The following is a 24,493-nucleotide window of genomic DNA, read 5'->3' as shown; positions in this document are numbered from 1 at the left end:
CCGGCACTGAAGTGTCGGAGCGCCTAAGTGTAAAGATTGTGTTGATTGACTTCCATACCCATACCACAGCTTCAGATGGTGCCCTCGCGCCGCGCGAACTGTTACAGCGCGCCAGCGATGCCGGTATTGAGCTGTTTGCCATGACCGACCACGACACCGTGGCCGGGTATCTTGAGGCACGCCAGTATCAATCAGACTTCCCGGGCGTAGAACTGGTGCCTGGCATCGAGTATTCCTGCCGCTGGTCCGGCACCACAATTCACGTTGTGGGTCTGGGTATGGACTGCAGTCACCCCGCGATGCAGGAAGGCCTCGCAGAATTGGACGTGGCCCGGGCTGAGCGCGGCGTCAAAATCGGCAAAAAGCTGGCGGATCGTGGCTTTACCGGTGCACTGGAGGGCGCCCTGGCAGAGGCGGGTAACAGCCAGTTGGGGCGGCCGCACTTCGCGGCCTGGATGGTGGCTCAGGGACATGTGCCAGACCACAACACGGCCTTCGACAAATACCTGGGGCAGGGCAAGCCCGGCGATGTCAAAGCCTTCTGGCCCGAGCTTGCCCGCGCCGTTGGCTGGATTGTCGACGCCGGTGGCATTGCGGTGCTGGCGCATCCCCTCAAGTACAAATACACGCGCATGAAACTGCGTCGGCTGGTGAAGGACTTTGCCATCGCAGGCGGCAGCGCCATTGAGGTGCTCAGCGGGCGGCAAACGCCCGACCAGGTGGCCCAGTTACTGCGCCTGGCGGAAGATTTCGAGCTGGAAATTTCAGTCGGCAGCGATTTTCATCGCGACGGCCCCTATAGCCCGTCCCTGGGTGTAGAATTGCAGCGTCTCGAGGCCCGGGCCGGGGTGTGGCAACACTTCGGCCCCGGCCGTTCGGCAGTGCAATCGCAGGAGGCCCGGTGAGCCAGTTTTTCCAGATACATCCCGAAACCCCGCAGAAACGCCTGATACGCCAGGCTACCGATATCGTGCGCGAGGGCGGTGTGGTGGCCTATCCAACGGATTCCGCCTATGCCCTGGGCTGCCATCTGGGGGACAAGAATGCCCTGGACCGGATCCGCCGCATTCGCAAGCTCGATGATCGCCACAACTTCACCCTGGTCTGCCGTGACCTGTCGGAGATTGCCAGTTACGCGCGAGTCGACAATGCCGCATACCGGCTGCTCAAGCACTGCACGCCGGGCCCCTACACGTTTATTCTGCGGGCCACTTCTGAGGTGCCGCGGCGTCTCATGCACCCCAAGCGGAAAACCGTGGGCCTGAGGGTGCCGGACAACGCTATCGCCCAGGCCCTGCTGGCGGATCTGGGTGAACCCATGATGAGTGTCACCATGATTATGCCCGGTGATGAGTATCCGCTGATTGACCCCTACGATATTCGCGAAACCCTGCAGCACGATGTCGATCTGGTCATCGATGGCGGCTATTGCGGTATGGAGGCCACCACGGTGGTGGACATGGTCGAAGATACCCCGCTGGTGATGCGTGCCGGCAAGGGCGATATTGCCCCATTCGAGGACTGATCCTGTATACTGTTGGAAGATAACCACAGGTAATCCCGTGTCTGCCAACGAACCCGAATCCGAAGTACCCACCGAAGCCCCCGAGGGGGCCGCCGACGCGCCTGAATCCCCGGTGACTGCCGGACCGGATTTTCCTCAGCAGGGCGAGATGCCATTCGCCGTGGTGATGGGGCAGGCGGTCACTGAACTGCCCAAGGATTTGTACATCCCCCCACAGGCGCTGGAGGTGTTTCTGGAGGCATTCGAAGGCCCCCTCGACCTGCTCCTGTACCTGATTAAACGCCAGAATCTCGATATTCTCGATATTGACGTATCCAAGATCACCGAGCAGTACATGCACTACGTCGATCTCATGGATGCCATGCAGTTTGAGCTGGCGGCGGAGTATCTGCTGATGGCGGCTATGCTGGCAGAGATCAAGTCACGCATGCTGTTGCCGCGCTCCACGGACGTCGACGAGGACGAGGAAGATCCTCGCGCCCAGCTGATCCGGCGCTTGCAGGAGTACGAGCGGTTCAAGAAGGCCGCAGAGGATATCGAGGAAATGCCGCGCATGGAGCGCGACACCTGGGTCGGCAGCGCCAATCCGCCGGATATCAACCGGGTCCGCCCCGATCCCGACGTCGATATGCGCGAGTTGCTGGTGGCGTTGTCGGAAGTGCTGCGCCGCGCCGATATGTACGAGAGCCACCATATTCAGCGCGAGGCCCTGTCGACGCGTGAGCGTATGTCGGATGTTCTGGAGCAGCTCGCAGGGCAACAATTTGTGCCTTTCGTGGCGTTGTTTACTGCTGAGGAAGGTCGCCTGGGCGTGGTGGTCACGTTCCTGGCGGTGATGGAATTGATCAAGGAATCATTGGTGGAAATTGTGCAGACCGATTCATTCGGTCCCATCCACGTTAAGGCAAGGTCCGAATAACATGTCAGAAACTGGTCTGGTACAGATTCTCGAAGGTGCATTGCTGGCCGCAGGTAAGCCGCTGTCGGTGGCGCAGCTGGCCGAGTTGTTCGAGGAGCGCGAACGGCCAGAGAACGCCGCGATTCGCGAGGCCATGAAAGAAGTGGCTGAGCGCTGTGAGGATCGTGGTTTCGAAGTGGTAGAGGTCGCCAGCGGCTTTCGTTTTCAGGTGCGCCAGAATCTCAGTCCCTGGGTGGCCCGACTGTGGCAGGAACGCCCGGTCAAATACTCGCGTGCGCTGCTCGAGACGCTGGCACTGATTGCCTATCGGCAGCCCATTACCCGCGGTGAGATTGAGGAGATTCGCGGCGTGGCGGTGAGCTCCAACATCATCAAGACTTTGCACGAGCGTGAGTGGATTCGCGTTGTGGGGCATCGCGATGTACCAGGGCGCCCGGCCATGTATGCGACGACGCGTCAATTCTTGGACTATTTCAATTTGAAGAACCTCGATCAACTGCCGGCCCTGGCAGAGATTCGCGATCTGGAAACGCTCAATGCCGAGCTGGGCTTCAGTGAGCCGCTCAAGGACAGTGAAAAAAATGCCACCGGTGAAGAGGGCAGTGCCCCGCAGGATGCACCGGAATTGACCGTGGTAGGCGGTACCGATCACGTCGCCGCTGATGAGCCCTACGCCGACTTTATCGCCGCTGCCCCGGCGCCTGTAGACTCCGACGAGGCAGCGCCGGAGACCCCCGAATCTGCTGATGACCTGGCTGAGGCCATGTCTGACCTGACCGACAGCGCCGAGCCCGTGGATAGCGCTGAGCCGGTCGACAGCCCTGAGACGGTAGACAGCTCTGAGCCTGTAGACAGCCCTGAGCTCATAGATGGTCAAGACAACCTGGCGGGACTCGCCAAGCCCGAAAACCAGGCCTGATTAGTATGTCATCTACCTATGGAAAGGCGCGAGGCAGCGCCGGTAAGCCCAGCTCCAAGCGCAAGCCCAGCGACAATGTCGTGGAGGTGGGTGCGGATGCAGCGCCTGAAGAGAAACCTGTTGCGGGTGAAAAACTGCAGAAGGTGCTGGCGCGAACCGGTATCGGCTCGCGTCGCGAGATGGAGCGTTGGATTGAGTCCGGCCGCGTAGCGGTTAATGGCAAGCCGGCCCGTCTGGGTGACCGGGTAGAGGATCGCGATCGGATTACTGTCGACGGTCGACCGCTGGATCGCGCGTCGGCACAGGAAACCCGCTGCATTTTGTATCACAAGCCCACCGGCGAGGTTTCGTCGCGCAAGGATCCCCAGGGGCGCCGCACGGTGTTCGAGCGCCTGCCGAAACTCAAGGCCGGGCGCTGGATATCCATTGGTCGTCTCGACTACAACACTTCGGGCCTGCTGCTGTTCACCACCGATGGCGAGCTGGCCAACACGTTGATGCATCCCTCGGCCAATATCGAACGCGAGTACATGGTTCGAGTCATGGGTGAATGGGATGAAGAGATGCTCAAGCGCCTGCTTGAGGGGGTGATGCTGGAAGACGGTGTCGCTCGCTTTACCGATATTCAGGACGGCGGTGGCGACGGTATAAATCACTGGTTTTACGTTGTCATTATGGAAGGCCGCAATCGCGAAGTGCGCCGTCTTTGGGAGTCCCAGGGCCTCACCGTGTCACGTCTGAAGCGCGTTCGCTACGGCGATGTTTTCATTCCCTCCAAGGTCAAGCAGGGGCAGTGGGTGGAACTGGAGCCCAAGGAATTGAAAAGCCTGTATCGCATGGCCGATATGGAGCTGAAGAATCAGAAGCGCGGCACCCACAAAGAGCGCGAAAAGATGGAGCGCCAGTTCACCAAACGCAAAGGCCCCGGTGCGGCCAAGTCGCGGCGGCGTCCCCGTTAGCTGCGGCTCTTCTGCGAGGGCGAACAGGTGCCCTCGAATGTTTGTTTCCCAATTGCCTTATTGTGCCGTGTTGCAGTGGCCTCATACCTGATGGCGCCGCTTGAGGGGGTGTAGCTCAGACTGCGGGTGCCGAGCATGTTGGGCTCATCGCTGTAGGCGAGCTGCTTGCCGTTATCACTGGCCTCGATGAGTGCCCCTTTTCCCAGCCCCAGATACATTTTGCCCTCGTGGCGGCGAATCAGCAGCGTATTGTGCTCGGAGCGCGATTCGCCACGCTGTCCGGTTTCCAAATTGTGCGCCTGGCTGGTGCCGACGCACTCCAGCACCTGGTCAGCCGCATACAGAGGGGCGGCTGCAAATGTGAGCAGGGGCGCGAGGAGGGGGGTGAGCAGGCTGCGCAGGTTCATTTCGCTGGCGGGTATCTTGGTCCGGGNGCCAGCGTTACGGCTGAGCATCGAAGGAACTACCGCTGATCTCTCCGCTATCCTTGCCCATCAAGTACAGGTAAACCCCCATGATGTCTTCCGGTGCAGGGTTGGTGTCCGGGTGTTCCGCCGGATAGGCAGAGCGGCGCATGGCCGTGTTGGTAGCGCCTGGGTTGATACAGTTCACCCGGATGTTGGACGTTTCATCGAGCTCCGCCGCGAGGACTTCCATCAGACCTTCGGTGGCAAATTTGGAGACCGCATAGGCTCCCCAGAAAGCCCGGCCCGTGCGGCCTACGCCGGAGGATGTGAATACGATGGAGGCGCTGGGCGCCGCCTGGAGCAGCGGCAACAGGTGACGTGTCAGCAGGAACGTGGCATTCACATTGACCTGCATGACTTCCTGCCAGGCTGCATAGGTGGCGCTTTCGATCGGGCGCCGCTCGCCGAGCACGCTGGCGTTGTGCAGCAGTCCGTCGATATGCCCGAACTCGTCTGCCAGTTGGGCCACCAGTTGCATGCATTGCTCTTCAGACACGGTCAGCAGATCCATCGGCACAATGGCCGGTTTCGGGTAGCCTGCCGCTTCGATCTGGTCGTAGAGGGCGTCCAGTTTACTCTCTGTGCGCCCCAGCAGGATGACAGTAGCGCCGTGGGCGGCGTAGGCGAGGCTGGCGGCCCGACCAATGCCGTCGCCGGCGCCGGTGACCAGTATCGTTCTGCCCTCCAGCAGGGCGGCTGAAGGCTGGTAGTCGGCGGGCGCGGGTACGATGTTCATAAGGGGTGCTCGGTCAGTCGTTGAGTATCAGTGAGTAGAGGTCTTCGCTGCGCGCGGCGACGACATCAGCGCCCCAGTCGGCGGCGTTGTCGCCCGGCTCGATATAGCCATAGGCGGCGGCGATGGTGTACATGCTGGCCCGTTTGCCCGCTTCAATATCCCGTAGGTGATCGCCCACGTAAATAGCTTCATGGGGTGCGCAGTCCAGTTCCCGGCAGTTGAGGTATAGCGATTCCGGGTGGGGCTTGCGGTCCTGGACATCGTCGGGGCAGACCAGACTTGGGCAGTCCAGCCCGATCCGGGGTAGCAATGGCTCTGCATAGGCTCTGGGCTTGTTGGTGGCAACACCCCAACGGATGCCGCGCTCCGCAAAAGCGTCCAGCAAGTCCCTGATGCCCGGGTAGGGTGCCGCCGCAGTGCCGAGCACCTCGGCGTACAGCTCGAGCAGGCGCAGGCGCTTGGATTCGAATTCCGGTGCGTCAAAATCGATACCCAGGCTCAGGTTGACCAGCGCCCTGGCGCCGTTGGAGACCGAAGCTCGAATCCGTTCCGGGTCCATGGTATCGAGGCCGTGCTCGGCGCGCAGTTGCTGCACAACCACTACAAATTCAGCCGCAGTATCAACCAGTGTGCCGTCCAGATCGAACAGCACTGCTTTCAGGTTCATGGGCTTCATGCGGGTTTTACCGCGTGCACCATGTAGTTCACGCTGACATCCCGGGGGTTGAGTCGATAGGTCTGGGTGATTGGGTTGTATGTCAGCCCGGTCTGGTCCTTCAACAACAGGCCTGCGTCACGAATCCAGCCAGCTAGCTCCGAGGGTTTGATGAACTTGTCGTATTCGTGGGTACCCGCCGGTAGCAAGCGCAGAATGTGCTCGGCGCCGACGATGGCAAAGGCGTAGGCCTTGAGGTTGCGGTTGATCGTGGAAAAGTAGAGATTTGCACCGGGTTTGGCCATGTCGGCACAGGCCTGAATGATAGCACCCGGGTCGGGTACGTGCTCAAGCATTTCCAGGCAGCACACGATGTCGAAGGCCGCCGCTTCATTTTCCGCCAGCGCTTCGGCAGTGCTCTGGAAGTAATCGACCTCTACGCCGGACTCCAGGCCGTGCAATTTGGCGACAGACAGTGGCGCTTCGCCCATATCGATGCCCGTGACGTTGGCGCCACGCTGGGCCATGGCTTCTGCCAGAATGCCGCCGCCGCAACCCACATCTACCAGGCGCTTGCCCGCCACCGGTGAGAGCCGGTCGATGTAATTGGCGCGCAGGGGGTTGATGTCGTGCAGGGGTTTGAATTCGCTGTTGCGGTCCCACCAGCGCGATGCCAGTTCTTCAAATTTGGCGATTTCCGCCGGGTCTACATTCTTGTGTGTGCTCATGCTTGTTGGATCATCTCAATTTTAATGCGCCAGTCTTTCGCTCGGGCGAGCAGCTCTGGCAAGTCTATACGGGTCAGGTGACGATCACGGAGCAGTTGGCTGCCGGCCACCCAGCTGTGGCGCACCTGGCTGCCATTGCATGCATAGACCAGCTGCGACAGCGGGTTGTAGAGCGGCTGGCATTCCGGGCCGGACAAATCCACGGCGATGACGTCTGCCTGTTTGCCCGTTTCCAGACTGCCAATCTTGTCGTCCAGGCCCATGGCTCGGGCGCCGCCCAGGGTGGCCATGTAGAGGGCGTCTGCGGCGGTGAGAGCGGTGGCATCCTCGCTGGAGAGTTTGGCCAGGAAGGCGGCGCTCTGCATTTCACCAAACATGTTCAGGTCGTTATTGCTGGCGGCGCTGTCGGTGCCCAGGGCCAAGTTGACGCCGGCCTCCAGCAGTTTCTTCACTGGTGCTGCCCCGGACGCCAGTTTCATGTTCGATTGCGGGCAGTGCACCACCGAGGCCCCGGACTTGGCCAGTGTTTCGATATCCTGATCGCCCAGATCGGTCATGTGGACGCATTGGGTACGCGGTCCCAGCAGGCCGATCTCGTTGAGCGTATCCAGCGGGCGTGCGCCATCGGCCTCTACGGCCTGGAGTACCTCACCGCGGGTCTCGTGGAGGTGAATCTGGATGCCCGCGTCGAGCTCTGCGGCCAGGGTCGCCACCCGCAGCAGGTTGTCGGTGGACACGGTGTAGGGGGCGTGCGGGCCGAAGGCAATATTGACCAGGTCTAGATGCTTGGTCTCATCGCGCAGGCGCAGGCCCTTGCTGATGTACTCATCGGCATTGCGCGCCCAGGCCGTCGGAAAATCCAGAACCGGGAAAGTGATCTGACAGCGCAGTCCTAGACGCTGTGCAGTGGCAGCGCAGGTGTCGGGAAAAAAGTACATGTCAGAGAAGGTAGTGGTGCCGGAACGGACCATCTCGGCGATGGCGAGCGCCGTGCCGTCGGCGACAAAGCCGGCATCCACGTGTGCGCCCTCGGCGGGCCAGATGTGTTGTTCCAGCCAGGGCATGAGCGGCAGGTCATCGGCATAGCCGCGCAACAGGCTCATGGCGGCATGGCCATGGGTATTGACCAGTCCCGGCAGCAGCGCATGACCGGGTAGTTCCAGCACTTCATCGGCAGTGATAGCAGTGGTTTCATCGCGCGGTAACAGTGCGCTGATGTGATCGTCGGTCAGGCCCAGGCTGTAGCCCTCAAGCACGGTGCCGCGCGGGACGACAGGGATGACCCAATCGGCGTGGATAAGGGTGTCCACATGGCTCGGTATCTGGCTCATTGCGCTCCCGGTTCAGGCTTGTTGGTGGTCAATTTTTCATCAGCTTGGCCGGCGCTTTGTAGCGGGCCTAGCAGAGGCTCGAGAGTATACCCCCTGGGCGGCGTAAATGTCGGCGAAATTCAGCAAAAACATGGTAGTTACGCGGTCAATTCCGTATAATCGGTGGTTTGTGTCCGGGGGTGTTTCGGGGCGTTTCACCAGGCCGTAAGGTCACGCTCCCTGGCTCTCGATCGCAGCATAATTAATTTAGAACAAGGCCTCCCGGATAGGCCGTGGGAAACCATCATTCATGGGTGATTTAGCCAAAGAAATTCTCCCCGTCAATATCGAAGACGAGATGAAGCAATCCTACCTCGATTACGCCATGAGCGTGATCGTGGGTCGTGCACTGCCAGATGTGCGCGACGGGCTCAAGCCGGTGCACCGGCGCGTGCTGTTCGCAATGAATGAGCTCAACAACGACTGGAACAAGGCCTACAAAAAATCGGCACGTGTGGTCGGTGACGTGATCGGTAAATACCACCCGCATGGTGATTCCGCGGTGTACGACACGATTGTACGTATGGCCCAGCCTTTCTCCATGCGCTACATGCTGGTGGACGGTCAGGGTAACTTCGGCTCCATCGACGGCGACAATGCGGCGGCGATGCGTTACACCGAGATCCGCATGCAGAAAATCTCCCACCAGATGCTGGCTGATCTGGACAAGGAGACAGTGGACTTCGTTGACAACTACGNCGGCACTGAACAAATTCCCGCCGTTCTGCCAACACGAATTCCCAGCCTGCTGGTGAACGGCTCCTCCGGTATCGCCGTGGGCATGGCGACCAATATCCCGCCGCACAACCTCACTGAGGTTATCAGCGGCTGCCTGGCCCTGTTGGCCGAGCCTGAACTCACTGTCGATGACCTGATGGAGCATATCCCCGGACCTGACTTCCCGACTGGGGCCATCATCAATGGCCGTGCCGGCATCATCCAGGCCTACCGCACCGGCCGCGGTCGTATTTACGTGCGTGCCCGTGCTGAAGTGGTCACTGACGAGAAACGCGGCAAGGACACTATCATCATCCACGAGATTCCTTACCAGCTGAATAAGGCGCGCCTGATTGAGCGTATCGCCGAGTTGGTGAAAGAGAAGAAGGTGGAAGGGATTACGGAACTGCGGGACGAATCCGACAAGGACGGCCTGCGCGTGGTGATCGAACTGCGGCGCGGTGAGGTGGGCGATGTCGTCCTGAACAACCTCTACGCTCAGACGCAGCTGCAGTCTGTTTTTGGTATCAATATGGTGGCGCTGGTCGACGGCCAGCCCAAGATCCTCAATCTCAAAGAGGTGATTGAGGCATTTATCCGCCACCGCCGCGAAGTGGTTACGCGCCGTACGGTTTACCTGCTGCGCAAGGCACGCGAGCGCGGCCATATCCTCGAAGGCCTGGCGATCGCCCTGGCCAATATCGATCCGGTTATCGAGCTGATCAAGGCCTCGCCCAGCTCTGCCGAAGCCAAAGAGAAGCTACTGGCGCGTTCCTGGGAGCCGGGCGATGTCATGGGTATGCTGGAGCGTGCGGGTGACGATGCCTGCCGTCCGGATGATCTCGACCCCATGTATGGCCTGCGCGAGGGTAACTACTACCTGTCACCGGCCCAGGCCCAGGCGATCCTCGAGCTGCGCCTACACCGCTTGACCGGCCTCGAGCACGAGAAGCTGCTCAACGAGTTTGAAGAGAAGCTGCGTGAAATTGCCGAGTACCTACAGATCCTGTCGGATCCGGAGCGCCTCAAGGCGGTTATCCGCGAGGAACTCGAAGAGGTCGTCACCGAGTATGGCGACGAGCGCAAGACCGAGATTACTGCGTCTCAGCACGACCTGACGGTGGAAGATCTGATCACCGAGGAAGATCGCGTGGTCACCATTTCCCATGGCGGTTACGCCAAGACCCAGCCCCTCACCGATTACCAGGCCCAGCGCCGCGGCGGTATGGGTAAGTCTGCGACTGCAGTGAAAGACGAGGATTTCGTTGAGCACCTGCTGATTGCGAGTACCCACGCAACCATTCTGTGCTTCTCCAACCTCGGCAAGGTTTACTGGCTCAAGGTTTACCAGATTCCCCTGGCCGGGCGTAATTCCCGCGGCCGGCCCATGGTTAACCTGCTGCCTCTGGAAGAGGGCGAACGCGTCACCTCGATTTTGCCGGTGGAAGAGTACACCGAAGGCCATTACATCTTTATGGCAACCGCCAACGGTACCGTGAAGAAGACCGCCCTGACCGATTTCTCACGCCAGCGTTCCGTTGGCCTGCGCGCCCTCGACCTCGAAGAAGGCGATGTGCTCGTGGGTACCGCGATTACCACTGGCGATTGCGACGTCATGCTGCTCTCCAGCGAAGGTAAGGCGGTGCGCTTCAAGGAAGGTGACGTGCGCAAGATGGGCCGTACCGCCAAGGGCGTTCGCGGCATCAAGCTTGGCGATGGCCACGAGATGATTTCCCTGATTGTGCCGCGCGAAGATGGCCATGTACTGACGGTATCTGAAAATGGCTACGGTAAACGCACAGAAGTCACTGAGTTCCCCACCAAGGGTCGTGGCAACAAGGGTGTCATCGCGATGGCGACCACCGAGCGCAACGGTAAATTGGTTGGCGCTGTACAGGTGTTTGATGGGGATGAACTGATGCTTATCTCCAACCAGGGCACTCTGGTACGCACCCGCGCGGATGAGATTTCCATCCTGGGCCGTAACACCCAGGGCGTGCGCGTGATTCGCACCAAAGATGGCGAATCGCTGGTCAGCGTTGAGCGTATCGATGAGCCAGAAGATGACGAGGTGCTCGAAGGCGAAATCGTTGAGGCTTCCGTCGAGAGTTCTGTCGCTGACGAGCCCTCAGCTGGTGAAGAGCCTTCAGTCGATAGCGAACCCGAATAATGCGGACAGCCCCCCTTTTAAAAGGGGGTCTGTCCGCAGTCCCCGTTTTGAGACCTTGAAAGTGAGATCCGACCTATGACTCGCAAGTACAATTTCTGCGCCGGTCCTGCTGCTCTGCCTGAGGCGGTGCTGGAAAAAGCGCGCGACGAGATGCTCGATTGGCACGGCGCTGGCCTGTCTATTATGGAGATGAGCCACCGCAGCCCCGAAGTTGTGAGTGTGGCAGAGCGCGCCGAGGCGACTTTGCGCGAGCTGATGGGTATTTCCGATGACTACGCCGTGCTGTTCCTGCAAGGGGGTGCCAGCACCCAGTTCTCGGCGGTGCCCCTGAATCTCATGGGCGACAACGGCACAGCGGATTACATCAATACCGGACAGTGGTCCAAGAAAGCCATTGCCGAGGCCAAGCGATACGGCAATGTCAATGTGGCTGCCTCTTCCGAAGACACCAACTTTGCCACCATCCCGCCCCGGGACAGCTGGCAGCTGACTGATGGCGCGGCCTATCTGCACTACACACCCAATGAAACGATCGGCGGTGTGGAGTATTTCTGGGTGCCCGAAACGGCGGCGCCGCTGGTGGTGGATATGTCGTCAACGATTCTGTCCCGTCCGGTCAACGTCGACGATTACGGTGTGATCTACGCCGGCGCCCAGAAGAATATTGGCCCTGCCGGCCTGACTATTGTCATCGTGCGGCGCGAACTGCTGGGCAACGCCCAAGCGGTGTGTCCGGCCATGCTGAACTGGCAGACGGCGGCGGACAACGATTCCATGTACAACACCCCGCCCACGTTTGCACTGTACCTGGCCGGCCTTGTGTTCGACTGGTTGCAAGAGCAGGGCGGTCTGACGGCGATGGAGGCGGTTAACCGCCGCAAAGCCGAGAAACTGTATGCAGAGATTGACGGGTCGGATTTTTACGCCAACCCGGTCGAGTTGCAGAGCCGCTCGCTGATGAACGTACCATTCACCCTGGCTGATGCCGGCCTGGACAAACAGTTCCTGGCGGACGCTGACGAAGCCGGCTTGCTCAACCTGAAAGGGCATCGTTCGGTGGGCGGAATGCGCGCCAGCATTTATAACGCAGTGGGTGAGGACGCGGTCGACGCGCTGATAACTTTCATGCAGGACTTTGAGCAACGCAACGGGTAAGCCCATGGCGGACAACGGTGACAATCGTACTCTCGATGAAGTGCGCGTCGATATCGACGCGATTGATCGGGAAATCCAGCAACTGATCAGCCGTCGGGCCAAGTGTGCCCAGCGGGTGGCCGACATCAAACTGGCCGAGGTGCAGGCTGCCCAGGAAGCGGGCGACGCGGAAGCCGAGGTGGTGTATTACCGTCCTGAGCGTGAGGCCCAGGTGTTACAGCGCATTATTGATCGCGAGCAGGGACCGCTGGCGGGTGAAACCGTGGCGCATATTTTCCGCGAGGTTATGTCCGCCTGCCTGGCGCTGGAGAAACCGCTGCAGGTGGCCTACCTTGGCCCCGAGGGTACGTTTACCCAGGCGGCAGCCATCAAGCACTTTGGCCACGCTGCGGTCTGTGTGCCTCAGGGCACGATTGCCTCTGTGTTCGCCCAGGTAGAGTCGGGCGAATGCAATTACGGTGTGGTACCGGTGGAAAATTCCACTGAGGGCATGGTCAGCCACACTCTGGACAATTTCATGGATTCTTCCCTGAAGATCTCCGGTGAAGTCGAGATGGGTATAGCCCACCACCTCTTGGTGGCCGGCCACACGGGCAAGGGTGAGATCAAGCGCATCTGCGCCCACCAGCAGGCCCTGGCGCAGTGTCGCAATTGGCTCGACCGCAACTGGCCGGACATCGAGCGCGAGGCTGTCAGCAGCAACGGCGAAGCCGCGCGTATGGCCCTGGAAATTCCCGGTGTCGCCGCAATCGCGGGCGATATGGCCGCGGAGCTGTACGGTCTTGAGAAGCTCGCCGAGCATATCGAAGACTACGCCGACAACACCACCCGCTTCCTGATCATCGGCCGTGAAGAAGTGCCTGCGTCAGGACGCGATAAAACCTCAATTATTGTCTCCAGCCGCAACAAGCCCGGAGCCCTGTTTACCTTGCTGGATCCGTTCCGCAAGGCCGGTGTCAGCCTCACGCGTATTGATACCCGACCCTCGCGCACGGAGAAGTGGGCCTACGTCTTTTTCATCGAGTTCGAAGGCCACATGCAGGACGAGAACGTCGCCGGCATTGTCAGAGAACTGGAAGAGCAGTCGATTCTGCTCAAGCCTCTGGGCTCTTACCCACAGGCGGTGCTCTAGGTTCCGATGGCAACACGTGTGAATACAGTGGCCGTGCTCGGCCTCGGCCTGATTGGCGGCTCTCTGGCCCGGGCGCTGAAAGCGAATGGCTTTTGTGAGCGGGTTATTGGTTATGGCCATCGCGCGCCGTCACTGGAGAAAGGTGTGGAGCTGGGCGTTATCGACAGTTTTACCCTGGATCTCGCGGAAGTAATCGACAGCGCGGACATACTGGTGATCTGTACCCCGACGCTGGTGGCCGAACAGGTGCTGGCACAGATTCTGCCGGCCATTGCCGGGCGCGCTGACGCGCCGATTGTCACCGACGCCGCCAGCGTAAAAGGTAATTTGGAGCGCGCCGCTCGGCGTATCTGCGATGGCCAATATCCCCCCCGCTTTGTGCTGGGTCACCCTATCGCCGGTTCCGAGCAGAGCGGTGTCGCCGCTTCGCGCGCGGACCTGTACATTAATCACCGTGTCATTCTGACGCCGGTGGCCGAGAACGATGCCGATGCCGTGAGCCTGGTGCGCGATATGTGGCTGGCCACGGGCGCCGATGTGGTCGGCATGGACGTGGCTCAGCACGATGCGGTGCTGGCCGCGACCAGCCATCTGCCGCATGTGCTGGCCTATGCGCTGGTGGATGCCCTGGCGCAATCAGATGCCAGCGATGACATCTTCCGATTTGCGGCGGGTGGTTTTCGAGACTTTACCCGTATAGCATCCTCTGACCCGGTGATGTGGCGAGATATAGCGATAGCCAATAAAGCCGCATTGCTCGAGGCGATAGACCTGTTCAGCGGTCATCTGGCCGATTTGCGCACCGCGGTGGCCGGCGAAGATAGCGACGGAATGCACGCGACATTTACGCGTGCCAAGGCGGCCAGGGACGAATTTGCCGCCATACTTGCTGAGCGCGCCAGGGGCAAATAAATTTGCGTCGTCATGCCAGCGTTGGCCGGCGTCCGGAGAGGTATGGGTTTGTAGCTCATGGCTCTCTGGATTCCTGCCTTGGCAGGAATGACGGTGTGTAAGTTAGAGAGAAAGAAAAACTATGGAATTCCTGCTCAAACCCGGTGGCACCATTAATGGTGAAGCCCGTGTTCCCGGCGACAAATCCATGTCGCATCGCTCCATCATGCTCGGCGCCCTGGCCGAGGGCACTACCCACGTAAAGGGCTTCCTCGAAGGCGAGGATGCGCTGGCAACCCTTGGAGCCTTCCAGGCTATGGGTGTGGAGATCGAGCGCCGCGGCGAGGGTGAAGTCATCGTGCACGGCGTCGGCCTGCACGGTCTCAAAGCACCGTCCGAGCCGCTGGATCTGGGCAATGCCGGTACGGGTATGCGCCTGATGGCCGGCCTGATGGCGGGCCAGCCCTTCGATACTGTACTGACAGGCGACGCCTCGCTGTGCAGTCGCCCGATGGGTCGGGTGATTACCCCGCTTGAAAACATGGGCGCGGAGATTGCGTCGGAAGAGGGTGGCCGTCCACCACTGCGTATCAAGGGCGGCAAGACCCTGGAAGGGATTCACTACGACCTGCCCATGGCCAGCGCCCAAGTGAAATCCTGTGCGCTGCTGGCGGGCCTGTATGCCCAGGGACGGACCTCCGTCACTGAACCAGCCCCAACACGCGATCATACCGAACGCATGCTGCGCGGTTTCGGCTATGAGGTGAAGTGCGAGAATGAAGTCATCAGCCTGCAGGGAGGCGGCAGCCTCAAAGGCGGTGAAATCGATGTGCCGGCGGACATCTCCTCGGCGGCATTCTTCCTGGTGGCCGCAAGCATTGCCCCCGGTTCTGATCTGTTGTTAACCCACGTGGGCATTAACCCCACGCGGATTGGCATTCTCAATATTCTCACGCTCATGGGGGCGGATATCACCCTTAAAAACGAGCGTGAGGTCGGCGGCGAGCCTGTCGCAGACATTCATGTGCGCTACGCGCCGCTGAAGGGCATCGAAATTCCCGAGGACCAGGTGCCCTTGGCGATCGACGAGTTTCCGGTACTGTTCATTGCGGCTGCCTGTGCCGAGGGTCGCACAGTTCTGCGCGGCGCCGAGGAGCTGCGGGTTAAGGAAAGTGACCGTCTCGCGGCCATGGCCGAAGGCCTGGACACACTCGGCGTCAGCAACGAATTGCTCGACGACGGCATTATCATCGAGGGCGGTAAAATGGGCGGCGGCGAGATTCGCACGCACATGGATCATCGTATCGCCATGGCGTTCAGCATTGCCGCCCTGCGGGCCGAGCAGGAAATCCGGGTACTGGATTGCGACCATGTGGCCACCTCCTTCCCGGGTTTTGACGCATTGGCGCGAGGGCTGGGGCTGCAAATTACGGCGCAGGCGGGCTAGTAGCCTATGACGAGTCCGGTTATTACCGTGGATGGACCCTCAGGCGCCGGTAAGGGCACCATCAGTCACCTGCTGGCGGAGAAGCTCGGCTGGCACTTCCTCGATAGCGGCGCCCTGTATCGTGTCACCGGCCAGGCTTGCCTCATGGAAGGGGTTAGCTGGGATGATCATCCGGCGGTCACCGAGGTCGCGCGTCACCTGGATGTCAGCTTCATCTACGCTGACTCCGGTGAGGTGCTGGTGGCCTATAAAGGTACCGATGTGTCCGGTGTCATTCGCACGGAAGAGGGCGGTCGCGGTGCTTCCAAGGTCGCTGCGGTTCCCGCCGTACGCGACGCATTGCTCGCCCGGCAGCGCGAGTTTTGTCGCCCGCCGGGACTGGTCGCTGACGGTCGCGACATGGGTACCGTGGTTTTTCCGGCGGCTCCCCTCAAGTTTTTCCTCACGGCCTCTGCCGAAGAGCGCGCCGAGCGCCGCTATAAGCAGTTGATTTCAAAGGGCGAAAGTGTTAGTCTCCCGCGCCTTCTGGAGGACATCCAGGAGAGAGATGCGCGCGATTCAAGCCGCTCTGTCTCTCCCCTGGTGCCCGCAGCAGACGCCATCGTCATCGATAGTACCGCCACTCCGATCGAGCAGGTTTTTGATCAGGTGATGCTCGAAGTGACGCGAAAAGGTCTAATTTAGCGGCTAACGTTAGCGAATTCCTTTAAATGGCTTAAACATCTCGGTTCCTGCCGAAATCCAGACAGGGCGGGGCAGAGGTGTGAATTTAATTGACCCGCGCCTGCTGGAGGCCCGGACAACCAAACCTATAGGTAATGTGTAATGAGCGAATCTTTCGCCGAATTATTTGAAGAGAGCCTGAAAACCGTCGACATGCAGCCCGGTGCCATCGTGACCGGCGTTGTTATCGACATCGACAACGACTGGGTTACCGTTCACGCGGGCCTGAAGTCTGAAGGTATCATCCCCCGTTCCCAGTTCACCGACGCCACCGGCGAGTGCACACTCAGCATTGGTGACGAAGTACAGGTCGCCCTGGAATCCGTAGAAGATGGCTTTGGTGAAACCAAGCTGTCTCGCGAGAAAGCCAAGCGCGCCGAAGCCTGGAAAGAGCTGGAAGCCGCCCACGAAGCTGAAGAAGTGGTTAAGGGCGTCATCAACGGCAAGGTCAAAGGTGGCTTCACCGTCGACATCAACACTATCCGCGCGTTCCTGCCGGGCTCCCTGGTTGACGTACGTCCCGTTCGCGAGACCGTCCACCTGGAAGGCAAGGAACTCGAATTCAAGGTCATCAAGCTGGACCAGAAGCGCAACAACGTGGTTGTTTCACGTCGCGCTGTTATGGAAGCAGCCAACAGCGAAGAGCGCGAAGCTCTGCTGGAGACCCTGCAGGAAGGCATGTCCGTCAAGGGTATCGTCAAGAACCTGACAGACTACGGTGCTTTCGTAGATCTGGGCGGCGTAGACGGCCTGCTGCACATCACCGACATGGCCTGGAAGCGCATCAAGCATCCTTCCGAGATCGTAGAAGTTGGCCAGGAAATCGACGTCAAGATCCTCAAGTTCGACCGCGAGCGCAACCGCGTTTCCCTGGGTCTGAAGCAACTGGGTGAAGATCCCTGGGTGGAAATCACCGGTCGCTACCCCGAGGGCAGCCGCGTCAAGGCGAAGATCACCAACCTCACCGACTACGGCTGCTTTGCCGAGCTGGAAGAGGGTGTCGAAGGTCTGGTACATGTGTCCGAAATGGACTGGACGAACAAGAACGTACACCCCTCCAAAATCGTCCAGCTGGGCGACGAAGTGGAAGTTATGGTTCTGGATATCGACGAAGAGCGTCGTCGTATCTCCCTGGGTATCAAGCAGTGCATGCAGAACCCCTGGGACGCTTTCGCGGCCAAGTGCCAGAAAGGCGACAAGATTTCCGGCTCTATTAAGTCCATCACTGACTTCGGTATCTTCATCGGTCTGGAAGGCAACATCGACGGCCTGGTACACCTGTCCGACATCAGCTGGAACGAAGCTGGCGAAGAAGCAGTTCGCAACTACAAGAAGGGCGACGAGATCGAGACAGTTATCCTGTCCATCGACCCCGAGCGCGAGCGCATCTCCCTGGGCATCAAGCAGCTGGAAGACGATCCCTTCGGCAACTACATCGCTGTCAACGACCGTGGCTCCATCGTGAGCGGCGAAGTTATCGAAGTCGATGCCAAAGAAGTGATCATCAAGCTGGCTGAAGAAGTTGAAGGCATCCTGAAGGCGTCTGACATCTCTCGCGACCGCGTTGAAGATGCTCGCAACACCTTCAAGGTTGGCGACACTGTTGAAGCCAAGATCGTTTCTGTGGATCGCAAGAACCGCGGCGTAGTACTGTCCATCAAGGCCAAGGACTACGACGACGAGCAGGAAGCTGTGAAGTCCCTGAAAGAGTCCGAGCAGGAAGCGGCCTCTCCAGGTACTATCGGCGACCTGATCAAGGCGCAGATGGGCGAGAATTAATTCTCTAGCCCCTCAAGAGAAAGGCCCGCATTAGCGGGCCTTTTTTTTATGGGGCCCCTGTTGAGAAACCGTGTTGGTTAGCGGCGACGCTGCAGTCCTCCACCCAGTCCTGCGATCAGCAGGGCAAGCACAGCCAGCTGCCACAGCCCCAGGGCGGGAACGGGGCGCGGGTCGGCAGCACTCAGAACTGCCTGGTAGCGGCTACCCGAATCGGCGGCGACGACGCTTGGGTTGGTCAGCCTGATACCTGAGGCCAGCCCTTCAATGAGCACCGAAGCACTGGGGTCAATCGTAATGTTGTTGGCATTGAGCAGGTTGATGGTCTCTGAATCACCGGGTGCGGGCTGGTAGTTAACGCGAATCACCACTTCACCGGCAAGCATGACATTGTCTGCGTCAATCGCTGCATAGAGGCCGTCGCTGCCAAGATTGCCCGGTGATGCCCGGGTGGGGCCGTTCACATTGAGGATGACCCGGTCGCCTTCGCTCACAATGAGTTGGTCTGCTTTCAGGTAGCTCGGGTTGAGTTCCAGTGAACCGTTGGCCGTGCCTTCATGATTTGCGGCAACCATACCCACCTCGACGGAGGGGCTATCAAGCGACAAACTCTGCAGGGTCAGGGTGCCAAACGCATTGCTGGTAGTGGCGCTGCTTGGCACGGTAATGCCACCTTCCAGCGAAGAGCTGATATCGATAACTCCCACGCGCACAATGCTTTGTACTTCGGCCTTCACGTTGGCCATGGTGACCGTGCCCTGTGCTGTCGCTGTACTCTGGTTGACGCCGGTATCTCCCTCATCATCGCCCAGGGCGATAACGCCGATATCAAACTCGCCATTGGTTGAGTCTGTGCCAATCATCAGGCTGGGGATATCCGTCAGGAGCAGGGTGCCAATGCTGTTAATGGTGGTCTGGGCAATAGTGTCATCGCTATCGTTAGTTTTCCCATAGATTTTTCCCACCTCAACATCGTCGCTCCGTTGCTGTTGATGGTGCCGGTGGCATTCTCCCCACCATTGGAGAAAGTGCTCGCGCGGCTGACTTCAATGTCGCTGTCCATCAGCAGTGATTGGACCGCCGTACAGCCCCTGTCTGTCTGTCCCAGCATTTGTAGGCCTGGAGGGGGTAAAGCGCGCTGAGCTGTGAACAAATTCACACTTTTTCTATATAAAATAAGAACTTGCGCTTCGTAGAATCTGGGTCCACAATATCTCCCCGGTGAAAAAACAATCGATAAGAGCCATGACCAAAAGCGAATTGATCGAATCCATTGCGGCCAAGCAGAACCAGCTGTCCTCCAAGGACGTTGAGCTGGCGGTGAAGACCATTCTCGAGCATATGTCGCAGTCGTTATCGACTGGCGATCGCATCGAGATCCGCGGCTTTGGCAGTTTCTCCCTTCACTACCGCGAGCCGCGTCGAGGCCGGAACCCGAAAACCGGTGATGCAGTAGAGCTGACCGGCAAGTACGTGCCCCATTTCAAGCCCGGCAAAGAACTGCGCGAGCGTGTGAATCTGGGGCTTCAGCAAGGCCTTTAAACTTGCCCTGAACAATACAGGCGGTATGATCGCACCGGTCATGCCGCCTTTTTATTTCCGCTATTCTGGGTACTCACATGAAGCTGTTACGCAAACTGATTTCCATTGCTCTGATCCTGGCGTTTGCCGCGGTTGGTGTACTGTTCGCGTTGCAGAATGAGCAGCTGGTACCGCTGGATATGCTGTTCTATACCTTCCAGCCCCACAGCCTGGCGCTGTGGGTGCTCAGTGCGTTTGCGATCGGTGGGGTGCTGGGCTTGTTGCTGTCTTCCGGTATGATCATGCGTCAGCGCGCATCGCTGGCCAGCGCCAACCGCCAACTGGCCAAGGCGCGAGCCGAAGTGGACAAACTGCGCACGGCGGGCCTCACCGACGGTGAATGATTATCTTGTCTTTGCTCTGCTGTTTGCGGCCATAGCAATCGGCTGGTTTCTGGGGCGTCGGTCCCAGCGTAAGGTGGTCGCCAGTCCGGAGCTACCGGGGCAGTATTACAAGGGCCTGAACTATTTGCTCGACGGTCGCCCCGACGGCGCGATCGATGCTTTTATCAATGCCCTGGAAGTCAATTCCGAGACCATGGAAACCCACATCGCCCTCGGCAATCTGTTGCGGAAGAAGGGCGAGGTGGAACGCGCCATCCGTATTCACCAGAATTTACTCGCGCGTCCCAGTCTGCCGCGTGCCCAGGTGCACGCGGCACACCTTGAGCTGGCCCGCGACTACATCAGCGCCGGCTTGCTGGATCGGGCTGAGCGCCTGCTTCTCGACCTGGTTGAGGAGTCGCCACAGCAGCGTCGCGCCAGCCAGCGCCACCTGTTGGACATTTACCAGAGTGAGCGGGAGTGGCAGCGGGCCATTGATGTCGCCACCAATCTGATGCCGCGCAAAACACTGCTTGGCGGTACGCCGCAGGAACCGGCTGAGCTGGGCCAGGACGTGGTCACCGTGATTTCGCACTATTTCTGTGAGCTGGCGGCCGAGAAGCGTGAGCTGGGTGACCTCAAGGGCGCCCGGGGGCTGTTACAGGACGCGCTGGATCAGGATCGGGCATGTGTGCGTGCCTCCATCATGCTGGGCGAAGTGGAATGTGATGCGGGTAACTTCAAACAGGCGATCAGGGCATTGCGACGCGTGCGCCAGCAGGACCCCGACTACATTAGCGAGACGATTGGCGTGCTGCGCCGCTGCTACCGTGAACTGGGCGACGAAAAATCCCTGCGTGCCTATTTGCGCGAGTGCCTGGAGGCGCATTCTTCACCGCCGCTGGTGATTGCCGCAGCAGAAGATATTCTGATGTCTGAGGGGACTGACGAGGCGGAGGCTTTTCTGGCCAGGCAGCTGGAATTGCGACCGTCGATGCGCGGCCTTGAGCAGCTGATTGGCCTGCAGATGAATGTCAGTGAAGGGCGGGCGCGAGACAACCTCGATCTGCTGCAGAAACTCGTTGTGCGACTCATCGAGGAGCGTCCGGCCTATCGCTGTACTCACTGCGGATTTTCCGGGCGCCATATGCATTGGTTCTGCCCGGGCTGTAAATACTGGGGCACGATGAAAACCATCCGTGGCACCAGCCTGGAATAAGCGAGAATTGACGATGAACGACAAACCCGTACTGGTTGCTCTGGACTACCCCGATGCCGAATCCGCGCTGGCATTTGCCGCCCGGCTGTCGCCGCAGTTGTGTCGGGTGAAGGTGGGCAAGGAATTATATACCCGCAGCGGTGCTTCCTTGGTGGAGTCATTGCAGAAGCAAGGCTTTGAGGTGTTTCTCGATCTCAAGTTCCACGACATTCCAAACACCGTGGCCGGCGCCGTTCGTTCGGCTGCAGAGCTCGGCGTGTGGATGGTTAACGTTCACGCCAGCGGTGGCCGGCGGATGATGGAAGCAGCGGCTGAGGCACTGCAGGCTTACCAGCAACGACCGATCTTGATCGCGGTGACCGTGTTGACCAGTATGTCTGACGACGATTTACGCGAATTGGGTTATACCGAATCTGCGGCAGAACGAGTGTCGCGCCTGGCCGCACTCACTCAGTCCAGTGGCCTGGATGGCGTGGTCTGTTCTGCCATGGAAGCGCCGGGACTGCGCGTCGACCGCGGCGACGATTTTTGTCTGGTGACTCCCGGCATCCGCCTGGCGGGAGATGATGCCGGTGACCAGCGCCGCGTGCTTACTCCGGCGGATGCCATCGCCAACGGCTCTGATTACCTGGTGATCGGCAGGTCCATTACCGCCGCGGCGGATCCCATTGCGGCGCTGGAGCGGGTCCACCGCGAGCTGGGACTCTGCAGCTAAATCCCCGTTTCATCTATTGTGCTCTCCTGCGCCCTGGGCGTGGTGGCCGCTGCTACACTCAGCCTTGATACGGATGCCTGCACGGATGCAGCATTCCAAGCGCAAGGAGAGTCGCTATGCACACAATCATTCACCGAAAATTCATGTTCGCGGGGCTGCTGGCTCTGTTGCTCGCCCTCGGATTGGGGCCAGCCCAAGCCGACAGCTCGCCCGTAAACACTGTTAATCTCAATACAGCCACCGCGGCTGAACTCGCCGCAGCGCTCAATGGGGTCGGGGCGAGTCGCGCCGAAGATATTGTCCGCTACCGCGAGGCATTCGGGCCTTTTACAACCCTCGAGCAATTGACCGAGGTTAAGGGTATTGGCCAAGCCACCATCAATCGCAACCGCAAGGTAATAACGCTGGATTAAGCCGGGCGCATCCGTATCATGAGGGGGCATATGCCCCCTTATTTTTGCCACATTCTATCGTGACCGGGAAATGCCTGGTTACCGGCGCTACCGGATTTATCGGTCGCGAGCTATGTCCTGCGCTCGTTGCTGCGGGCGCTGACGTGGTTGCTGTCAGTCGCACAGCGAACCCTTCGGCGGTGGGGCAGATGCTGGCGGTTGACCTCGCTGAGCAGCCTTTGCCAGAGCAGGCCCTGGAAGACGTTGCCACCGTGATACATCTTGCGGGGGTGGCTCACCAGAAAGCAGAGGCTAGCCTCTACACGCGCCTTAACCTCGACGCGACGCTCGCGCTGGCGCGCTCCGCACAAGCCGCTGGCGTGCGTCACTTCATCTTTGTTTCCAGTGTGAAGGCCATGGGGCCCGCTTCTGATGATCATGCCCGCAGTGAAGCCGATGTGACGCCCACTGACGATGCCTATGGGCACAGTAAGTGGCGGGCTGAAGAAGGCCTGCGCGACCTCGCCCGTGAGGGCGATATGGCCGTGACCATACTGCGTCCCGCGCTGGTCTATGGCGCCGAGCCCAAGGGCAACCTGGCGCTGCTGGATCGCGGAATCAGCATGGGATTGCCGCGCCCGCCGGAGGCGGGCGGGCGTTCCATGATTGGCCTGCCCGATCTGGCAGTGCTGTTGGTGAAGTTGGTGTTCCATCCACCGCAGGGATGCCATACCTGGATCGTCTGCGATGGCCAGCGCTATTCCAGTCGCACTGTCTATGACGCGCTGCGAGCGCGCCGCGGCCTCGGCCTGGCGCGCAGCTGGTTGCCAGCGTGGATGTGGCGCAGCGCCGCGAGTGTGCTCGGTGTGCGGGACAAGCTGTTTGGCAGTGAGTATTACGATAACGGCGCTCTGATGGCGGCACTGGGATGGGCGCCAACAGTCTCCCTGGCCGAAGTTTTGGGAGAGCGCGACTAGTGCCACTGGTGATGATTACGCTGGCGATATCCATCGTTTTTTGCGGCCTGTACCTGTTGCTGGCCCGGCGCCTGCAGATTTTCGATCAGCCGAACGAGCGCAGCTCTCACACGCTGCCCACGCCTCACGGCGGTGGGGTGGCCATGCTGACGGCGTTTGCCGCGGGGCTGGCCATCGGTCACGTGATGGGCGTGGCATGGGAGGGGCCCTACCTGATACTTGCCGGGGGCGCGCTATTGTTGATGTTGGTGGGTGTGGTCGATGATCTGCTCAGCTTGTCGGCGCGCTTGCGATTCGCGCTTTATTCGGGCGTTGCGCTAATGGCGGCGAATGCGCTGCTGGCGCCGGCAGGGGGGCACTGGCTGGTTCAACTGGTGGCGGCCTTCGCCTTGTTGTGGATGCTCAACCTCTACAACTTCATGGATGGTATCGATGGCATTGCCGCACTCCAGGCAGTGAGTGTCTGCGTAGCTGCAGCGCTGCTCAGTTGGTTTTACGCGGGCGATTTGCAGTTTTTGTTTTTTTGTCTGGTGCTGGCGGCGGCCCAGGTTGGGTTCCTGTGCTGGAACTGGCCGCCCGCACGGCTGTTCATGGGAGATGCGGGCAGCGTCCCCACCGGCTTTCTGCTCGGAGGTCTGGCGCTGCTGGGCGCTGTTGAGGGGGCGTTGCCGCTGGCTTGCTGGGCGATATTACTGGCGCTATTTGTGACCGATGCCAGCTATACCCTGTTGGCGCGAATGCTGGCAGGTGAACGCTTCACTGAGCCCCATCGCCAGCATGCCTATCAGCGCCTGAGTCGCCACTGGGGTAGCCACCTACCGGTGGATATTTTGCTGCTCGCAATTAATGGCCTGTGGTTGTTTCCTTTAGCCCTGACCACAACTTTGTGGCCCAAGTTCTCATTTTTATTGGTAATTTTGGCATATATACCCTTACTCTACGGCATGGCGAAAGCCCGAAAATTGGGCTAGTATTTCCCTTTTGCTGCAGTCACAAA

24 protein-coding genes are annotated in these 24,493 nt (G+C 59.8%); 19 read left to right on the top strand and 5 right to left on the bottom strand.

Going from position 1 to position 24,493, the window contains the following annotated elements; genetic code table 11:
* The first annotated feature begins 38 nt into the window (after positions 1–38).
* The 5 genes from A3709_RS00455 to rluB all read left to right on the top strand — a co-directional run bounded on the left by A3709_RS00455 (position 39) and on the right by rluB (position 4,322).
* Positions 39–905, top strand: coding sequence for a PHP domain-containing protein (locus A3709_RS00455; protein ID WP_066048387.1), 867 nt, complete (start codon positions 39–41; stop codon positions 903–905).
* Positions 902–1,525 (top strand): L-threonylcarbamoyladenylate synthase, encoded by a 624-nt coding sequence (locus A3709_RS00450; RefSeq protein WP_066048384.1) that lies wholly within the window; start codon positions 902–904, stop codon positions 1,523–1,525. The genes A3709_RS00455 and A3709_RS00450 overlap by 4 nt, the downstream gene beginning before the upstream one ends.
* A 112-nt stretch (positions 1,526–1,637) precedes the next feature.
* The gene (locus A3709_RS00445) at positions 1,638–2,444 is read left to right on the top strand and encodes a ScpA family protein (RefSeq protein ID WP_229801628.1); all 807 of its coding nucleotides are present in this window, start codon (positions 1,638–1,640) and stop codon (positions 2,442–2,444) included.
* 1 nt (position 2,445) lies between these two features.
* Entirely contained in the window at positions 2,446–3,363 is a 918-nt protein-coding gene (scpB, locus tag A3709_RS00440; protein WP_066048380.1) for an SMC-Scp complex subunit ScpB, read from the top strand.
* Between the two features lie 5 nt (positions 3,364–3,368).
* Positions 3,369–4,322: a 23S rRNA pseudouridine(2605) synthase RluB gene (gene rluB, locus A3709_RS00435; RefSeq protein ID WP_082849778.1), complete on the top strand. Its 954-nt coding sequence runs from the start codon at positions 3,369–3,371 to the stop codon at positions 4,320–4,322.
* A 441-nt stretch (positions 4,323–4,763) separates the two neighbouring features.
* Here rluB and A3709_RS00425 read toward each other — a convergent pair whose 3' ends face one another.
* Genes A3709_RS00425 through A3709_RS00410 form a run of 4 tightly spaced genes read right to left on the bottom strand, consistent with a single transcriptional unit; the run spans position 4,764 to position 8,239 of the window.
* Positions 4,764–5,525: a YciK family oxidoreductase gene (locus A3709_RS00425; RefSeq protein WP_066048374.1), complete on the bottom strand. Its 762-nt coding sequence runs from the start codon at positions 5,523–5,525 to the stop codon at positions 4,764–4,766.
* Positions 5,526–5,538: 13 nt separating this feature from the next.
* Positions 5,539–6,192 (bottom strand): HAD family hydrolase, encoded by a 654-nt coding sequence (locus A3709_RS00420; protein ID WP_231871058.1) that lies wholly within the window; start codon positions 6,190–6,192, stop codon positions 5,539–5,541.
* A gap of 5 nt (positions 6,193–6,197) precedes the next feature.
* Positions 6,198–6,908, bottom strand: coding sequence for a bifunctional 2-polyprenyl-6-hydroxyphenol methylase/3-demethylubiquinol 3-O-methyltransferase UbiG (gene ubiG / locus A3709_RS00415; RefSeq protein ID WP_066048368.1), 711 nt, complete (start codon positions 6,906–6,908; stop codon positions 6,198–6,200).
* The gene (locus tag A3709_RS00410) at positions 6,905–8,239 is read right to left on the bottom strand and encodes a TRZ/ATZ family hydrolase (protein ID WP_066048365.1); all 1,335 of its coding nucleotides are present in this window, start codon (positions 8,237–8,239) and stop codon (positions 6,905–6,907) included. The genes ubiG and A3709_RS00410 overlap by 4 nt, the downstream gene beginning before the upstream one ends.
* Before the next feature lie 289 nt (positions 8,240–8,528).
* Here A3709_RS00410 and gyrA point away from each other — a divergent pair, with 289 nt between their 5' ends.
* From gyrA to rpsA, 7 genes are all read left to right on the top strand, one after another.
* Positions 8,529–11,165 (top strand): DNA gyrase subunit A, encoded by a 2,637-nt coding sequence (gene gyrA, locus A3709_RS00405; protein WP_066048362.1) that lies wholly within the window; start codon positions 8,529–8,531, stop codon positions 11,163–11,165.
* A 75-nt stretch (positions 11,166–11,240) separates the two neighbouring features.
* A complete protein-coding gene (gene serC / locus A3709_RS00400; protein ID WP_066048361.1) occupies positions 11,241–12,320 on the top strand; it encodes a 3-phosphoserine/phosphohydroxythreonine transaminase in 1,080 nt (359 codons plus the stop codon).
* Between the two features lie 4 nt (positions 12,321–12,324).
* Positions 12,325–13,452 carry a prephenate dehydratase gene (gene pheA / locus A3709_RS00395; RefSeq protein WP_066048358.1) on the top strand — a complete coding sequence of 376 codons (1,128 nt, stop codon included), beginning with the start codon at positions 12,325–12,327 and terminating at the stop codon, positions 13,450–13,452.
* An 18-nt stretch (positions 13,453–13,470) separates the two neighbouring features.
* Positions 13,471–14,364 carry a prephenate dehydrogenase/arogenate dehydrogenase family protein gene (locus A3709_RS00390; protein WP_369795097.1) on the top strand — a complete coding sequence of 298 codons (894 nt, stop codon included), beginning with the start codon at positions 13,471–13,473 and terminating at the stop codon, positions 14,362–14,364.
* A 121-nt stretch (positions 14,365–14,485) separates the two neighbouring features.
* Positions 14,486–15,790 carry a 3-phosphoshikimate 1-carboxyvinyltransferase gene (gene aroA, locus A3709_RS00385; RefSeq protein ID WP_066048352.1) on the top strand — a complete coding sequence of 435 codons (1,305 nt, stop codon included), beginning with the start codon at positions 14,486–14,488 and terminating at the stop codon, positions 15,788–15,790.
* A gap of 6 nt (positions 15,791–15,796) precedes the next feature.
* Positions 15,797–16,474 carry a (d)CMP kinase gene (cmk, locus tag A3709_RS00380; RefSeq protein ID WP_066048349.1) on the top strand — a complete coding sequence of 226 codons (678 nt, stop codon included), beginning with the start codon at positions 15,797–15,799 and terminating at the stop codon, positions 16,472–16,474.
* A gap of 141 nt (positions 16,475–16,615) precedes the next feature.
* Positions 16,616–18,292, top strand: a complete 1,677-nt coding sequence (gene rpsA, locus A3709_RS00375; protein ID WP_066048346.1) for a 30S ribosomal protein S1 — start codon at positions 16,616–16,618, stop codon at positions 18,290–18,292.
* A gap of 77 nt (positions 18,293–18,369) precedes the next feature.
* On the opposite strand, the gene A3709_RS00370 is transcribed toward rpsA, so the two are convergent.
* Positions 18,370–19,254 carry a hypothetical protein gene (locus tag A3709_RS00370; protein WP_066048343.1) on the bottom strand — a complete coding sequence of 295 codons (885 nt, stop codon included), beginning with the start codon at positions 19,252–19,254 and terminating at the stop codon, positions 18,370–18,372.
* Between the two features lie 280 nt (positions 19,255–19,534).
* Here A3709_RS00370 and ihfB point away from each other — a divergent pair, with 280 nt between their 5' ends.
* From ihfB to A3709_RS00335, 7 genes are all read left to right on the top strand, one after another.
* Positions 19,535–19,831 carry an integration host factor subunit beta gene (ihfB, locus tag A3709_RS00365; RefSeq protein WP_066048341.1) on the top strand — a complete coding sequence of 99 codons (297 nt, stop codon included), beginning with the start codon at positions 19,535–19,537 and terminating at the stop codon, positions 19,829–19,831.
* A gap of 77 nt (positions 19,832–19,908) precedes the next feature.
* Positions 19,909–20,214 carry a lipopolysaccharide assembly LapA domain-containing protein gene (locus tag A3709_RS00360; protein ID WP_066048335.1) on the top strand — a complete coding sequence of 102 codons (306 nt, stop codon included), beginning with the start codon at positions 19,909–19,911 and terminating at the stop codon, positions 20,212–20,214.
* Complete coding sequence (gene lapB, locus A3709_RS00355; protein ID WP_066048332.1) at positions 20,207–21,412, top strand: lipopolysaccharide assembly protein LapB; 1,206 nt, start codon at positions 20,207–20,209, stop codon at positions 21,410–21,412. Before A3709_RS00360 ends, lapB begins: the two co-directional genes overlap by 8 nt.
* Positions 21,413–21,419: 7 nt before the next feature.
* On the top strand, positions 21,420–22,127 hold the full coding sequence (gene pyrF, locus A3709_RS00350) for an orotidine-5'-phosphate decarboxylase (RefSeq protein WP_369795102.1): 708 nt from the start codon (positions 21,420–21,422) through the stop codon (positions 22,125–22,127).
* A gap of 116 nt (positions 22,128–22,243) precedes the next feature.
* Entirely contained in the window at positions 22,244–22,540 is a 297-nt protein-coding gene (locus A3709_RS00345) for a helix-hairpin-helix domain-containing protein (protein WP_066048327.1), read from the top strand.
* 59 nt (positions 22,541–22,599) lie between these two features.
* On the top strand, positions 22,600–23,496 hold the full coding sequence (locus A3709_RS00340) for an NAD-dependent epimerase/dehydratase family protein (RefSeq protein WP_066048324.1): 897 nt from the start codon (positions 22,600–22,602) through the stop codon (positions 23,494–23,496).
* The gene (locus A3709_RS00335; protein WP_197484016.1) at positions 23,496–24,467 is read left to right on the top strand and encodes a glycosyltransferase family 4 protein; all 972 of its coding nucleotides are present in this window, start codon (positions 23,496–23,498) and stop codon (positions 24,465–24,467) included. Before A3709_RS00340 ends, A3709_RS00335 begins: the two co-directional genes overlap by 1 nt.
* Positions 24,468–24,493 lie beyond the last annotated feature (26 nt).

It is taken from the genome of Halioglobus sp. HI00S01 (assembly GCF_001635445.1).
Classification (GTDB): Bacteria; Pseudomonadota; Gammaproteobacteria; order Pseudomonadales; family Halieaceae; genus Halioglobus; species Halioglobus japonicus.
The sequence above is the reverse complement of the archived record's forward strand: the minus strand, read 5'-3'. Positions and strand labels throughout refer to the sequence as shown.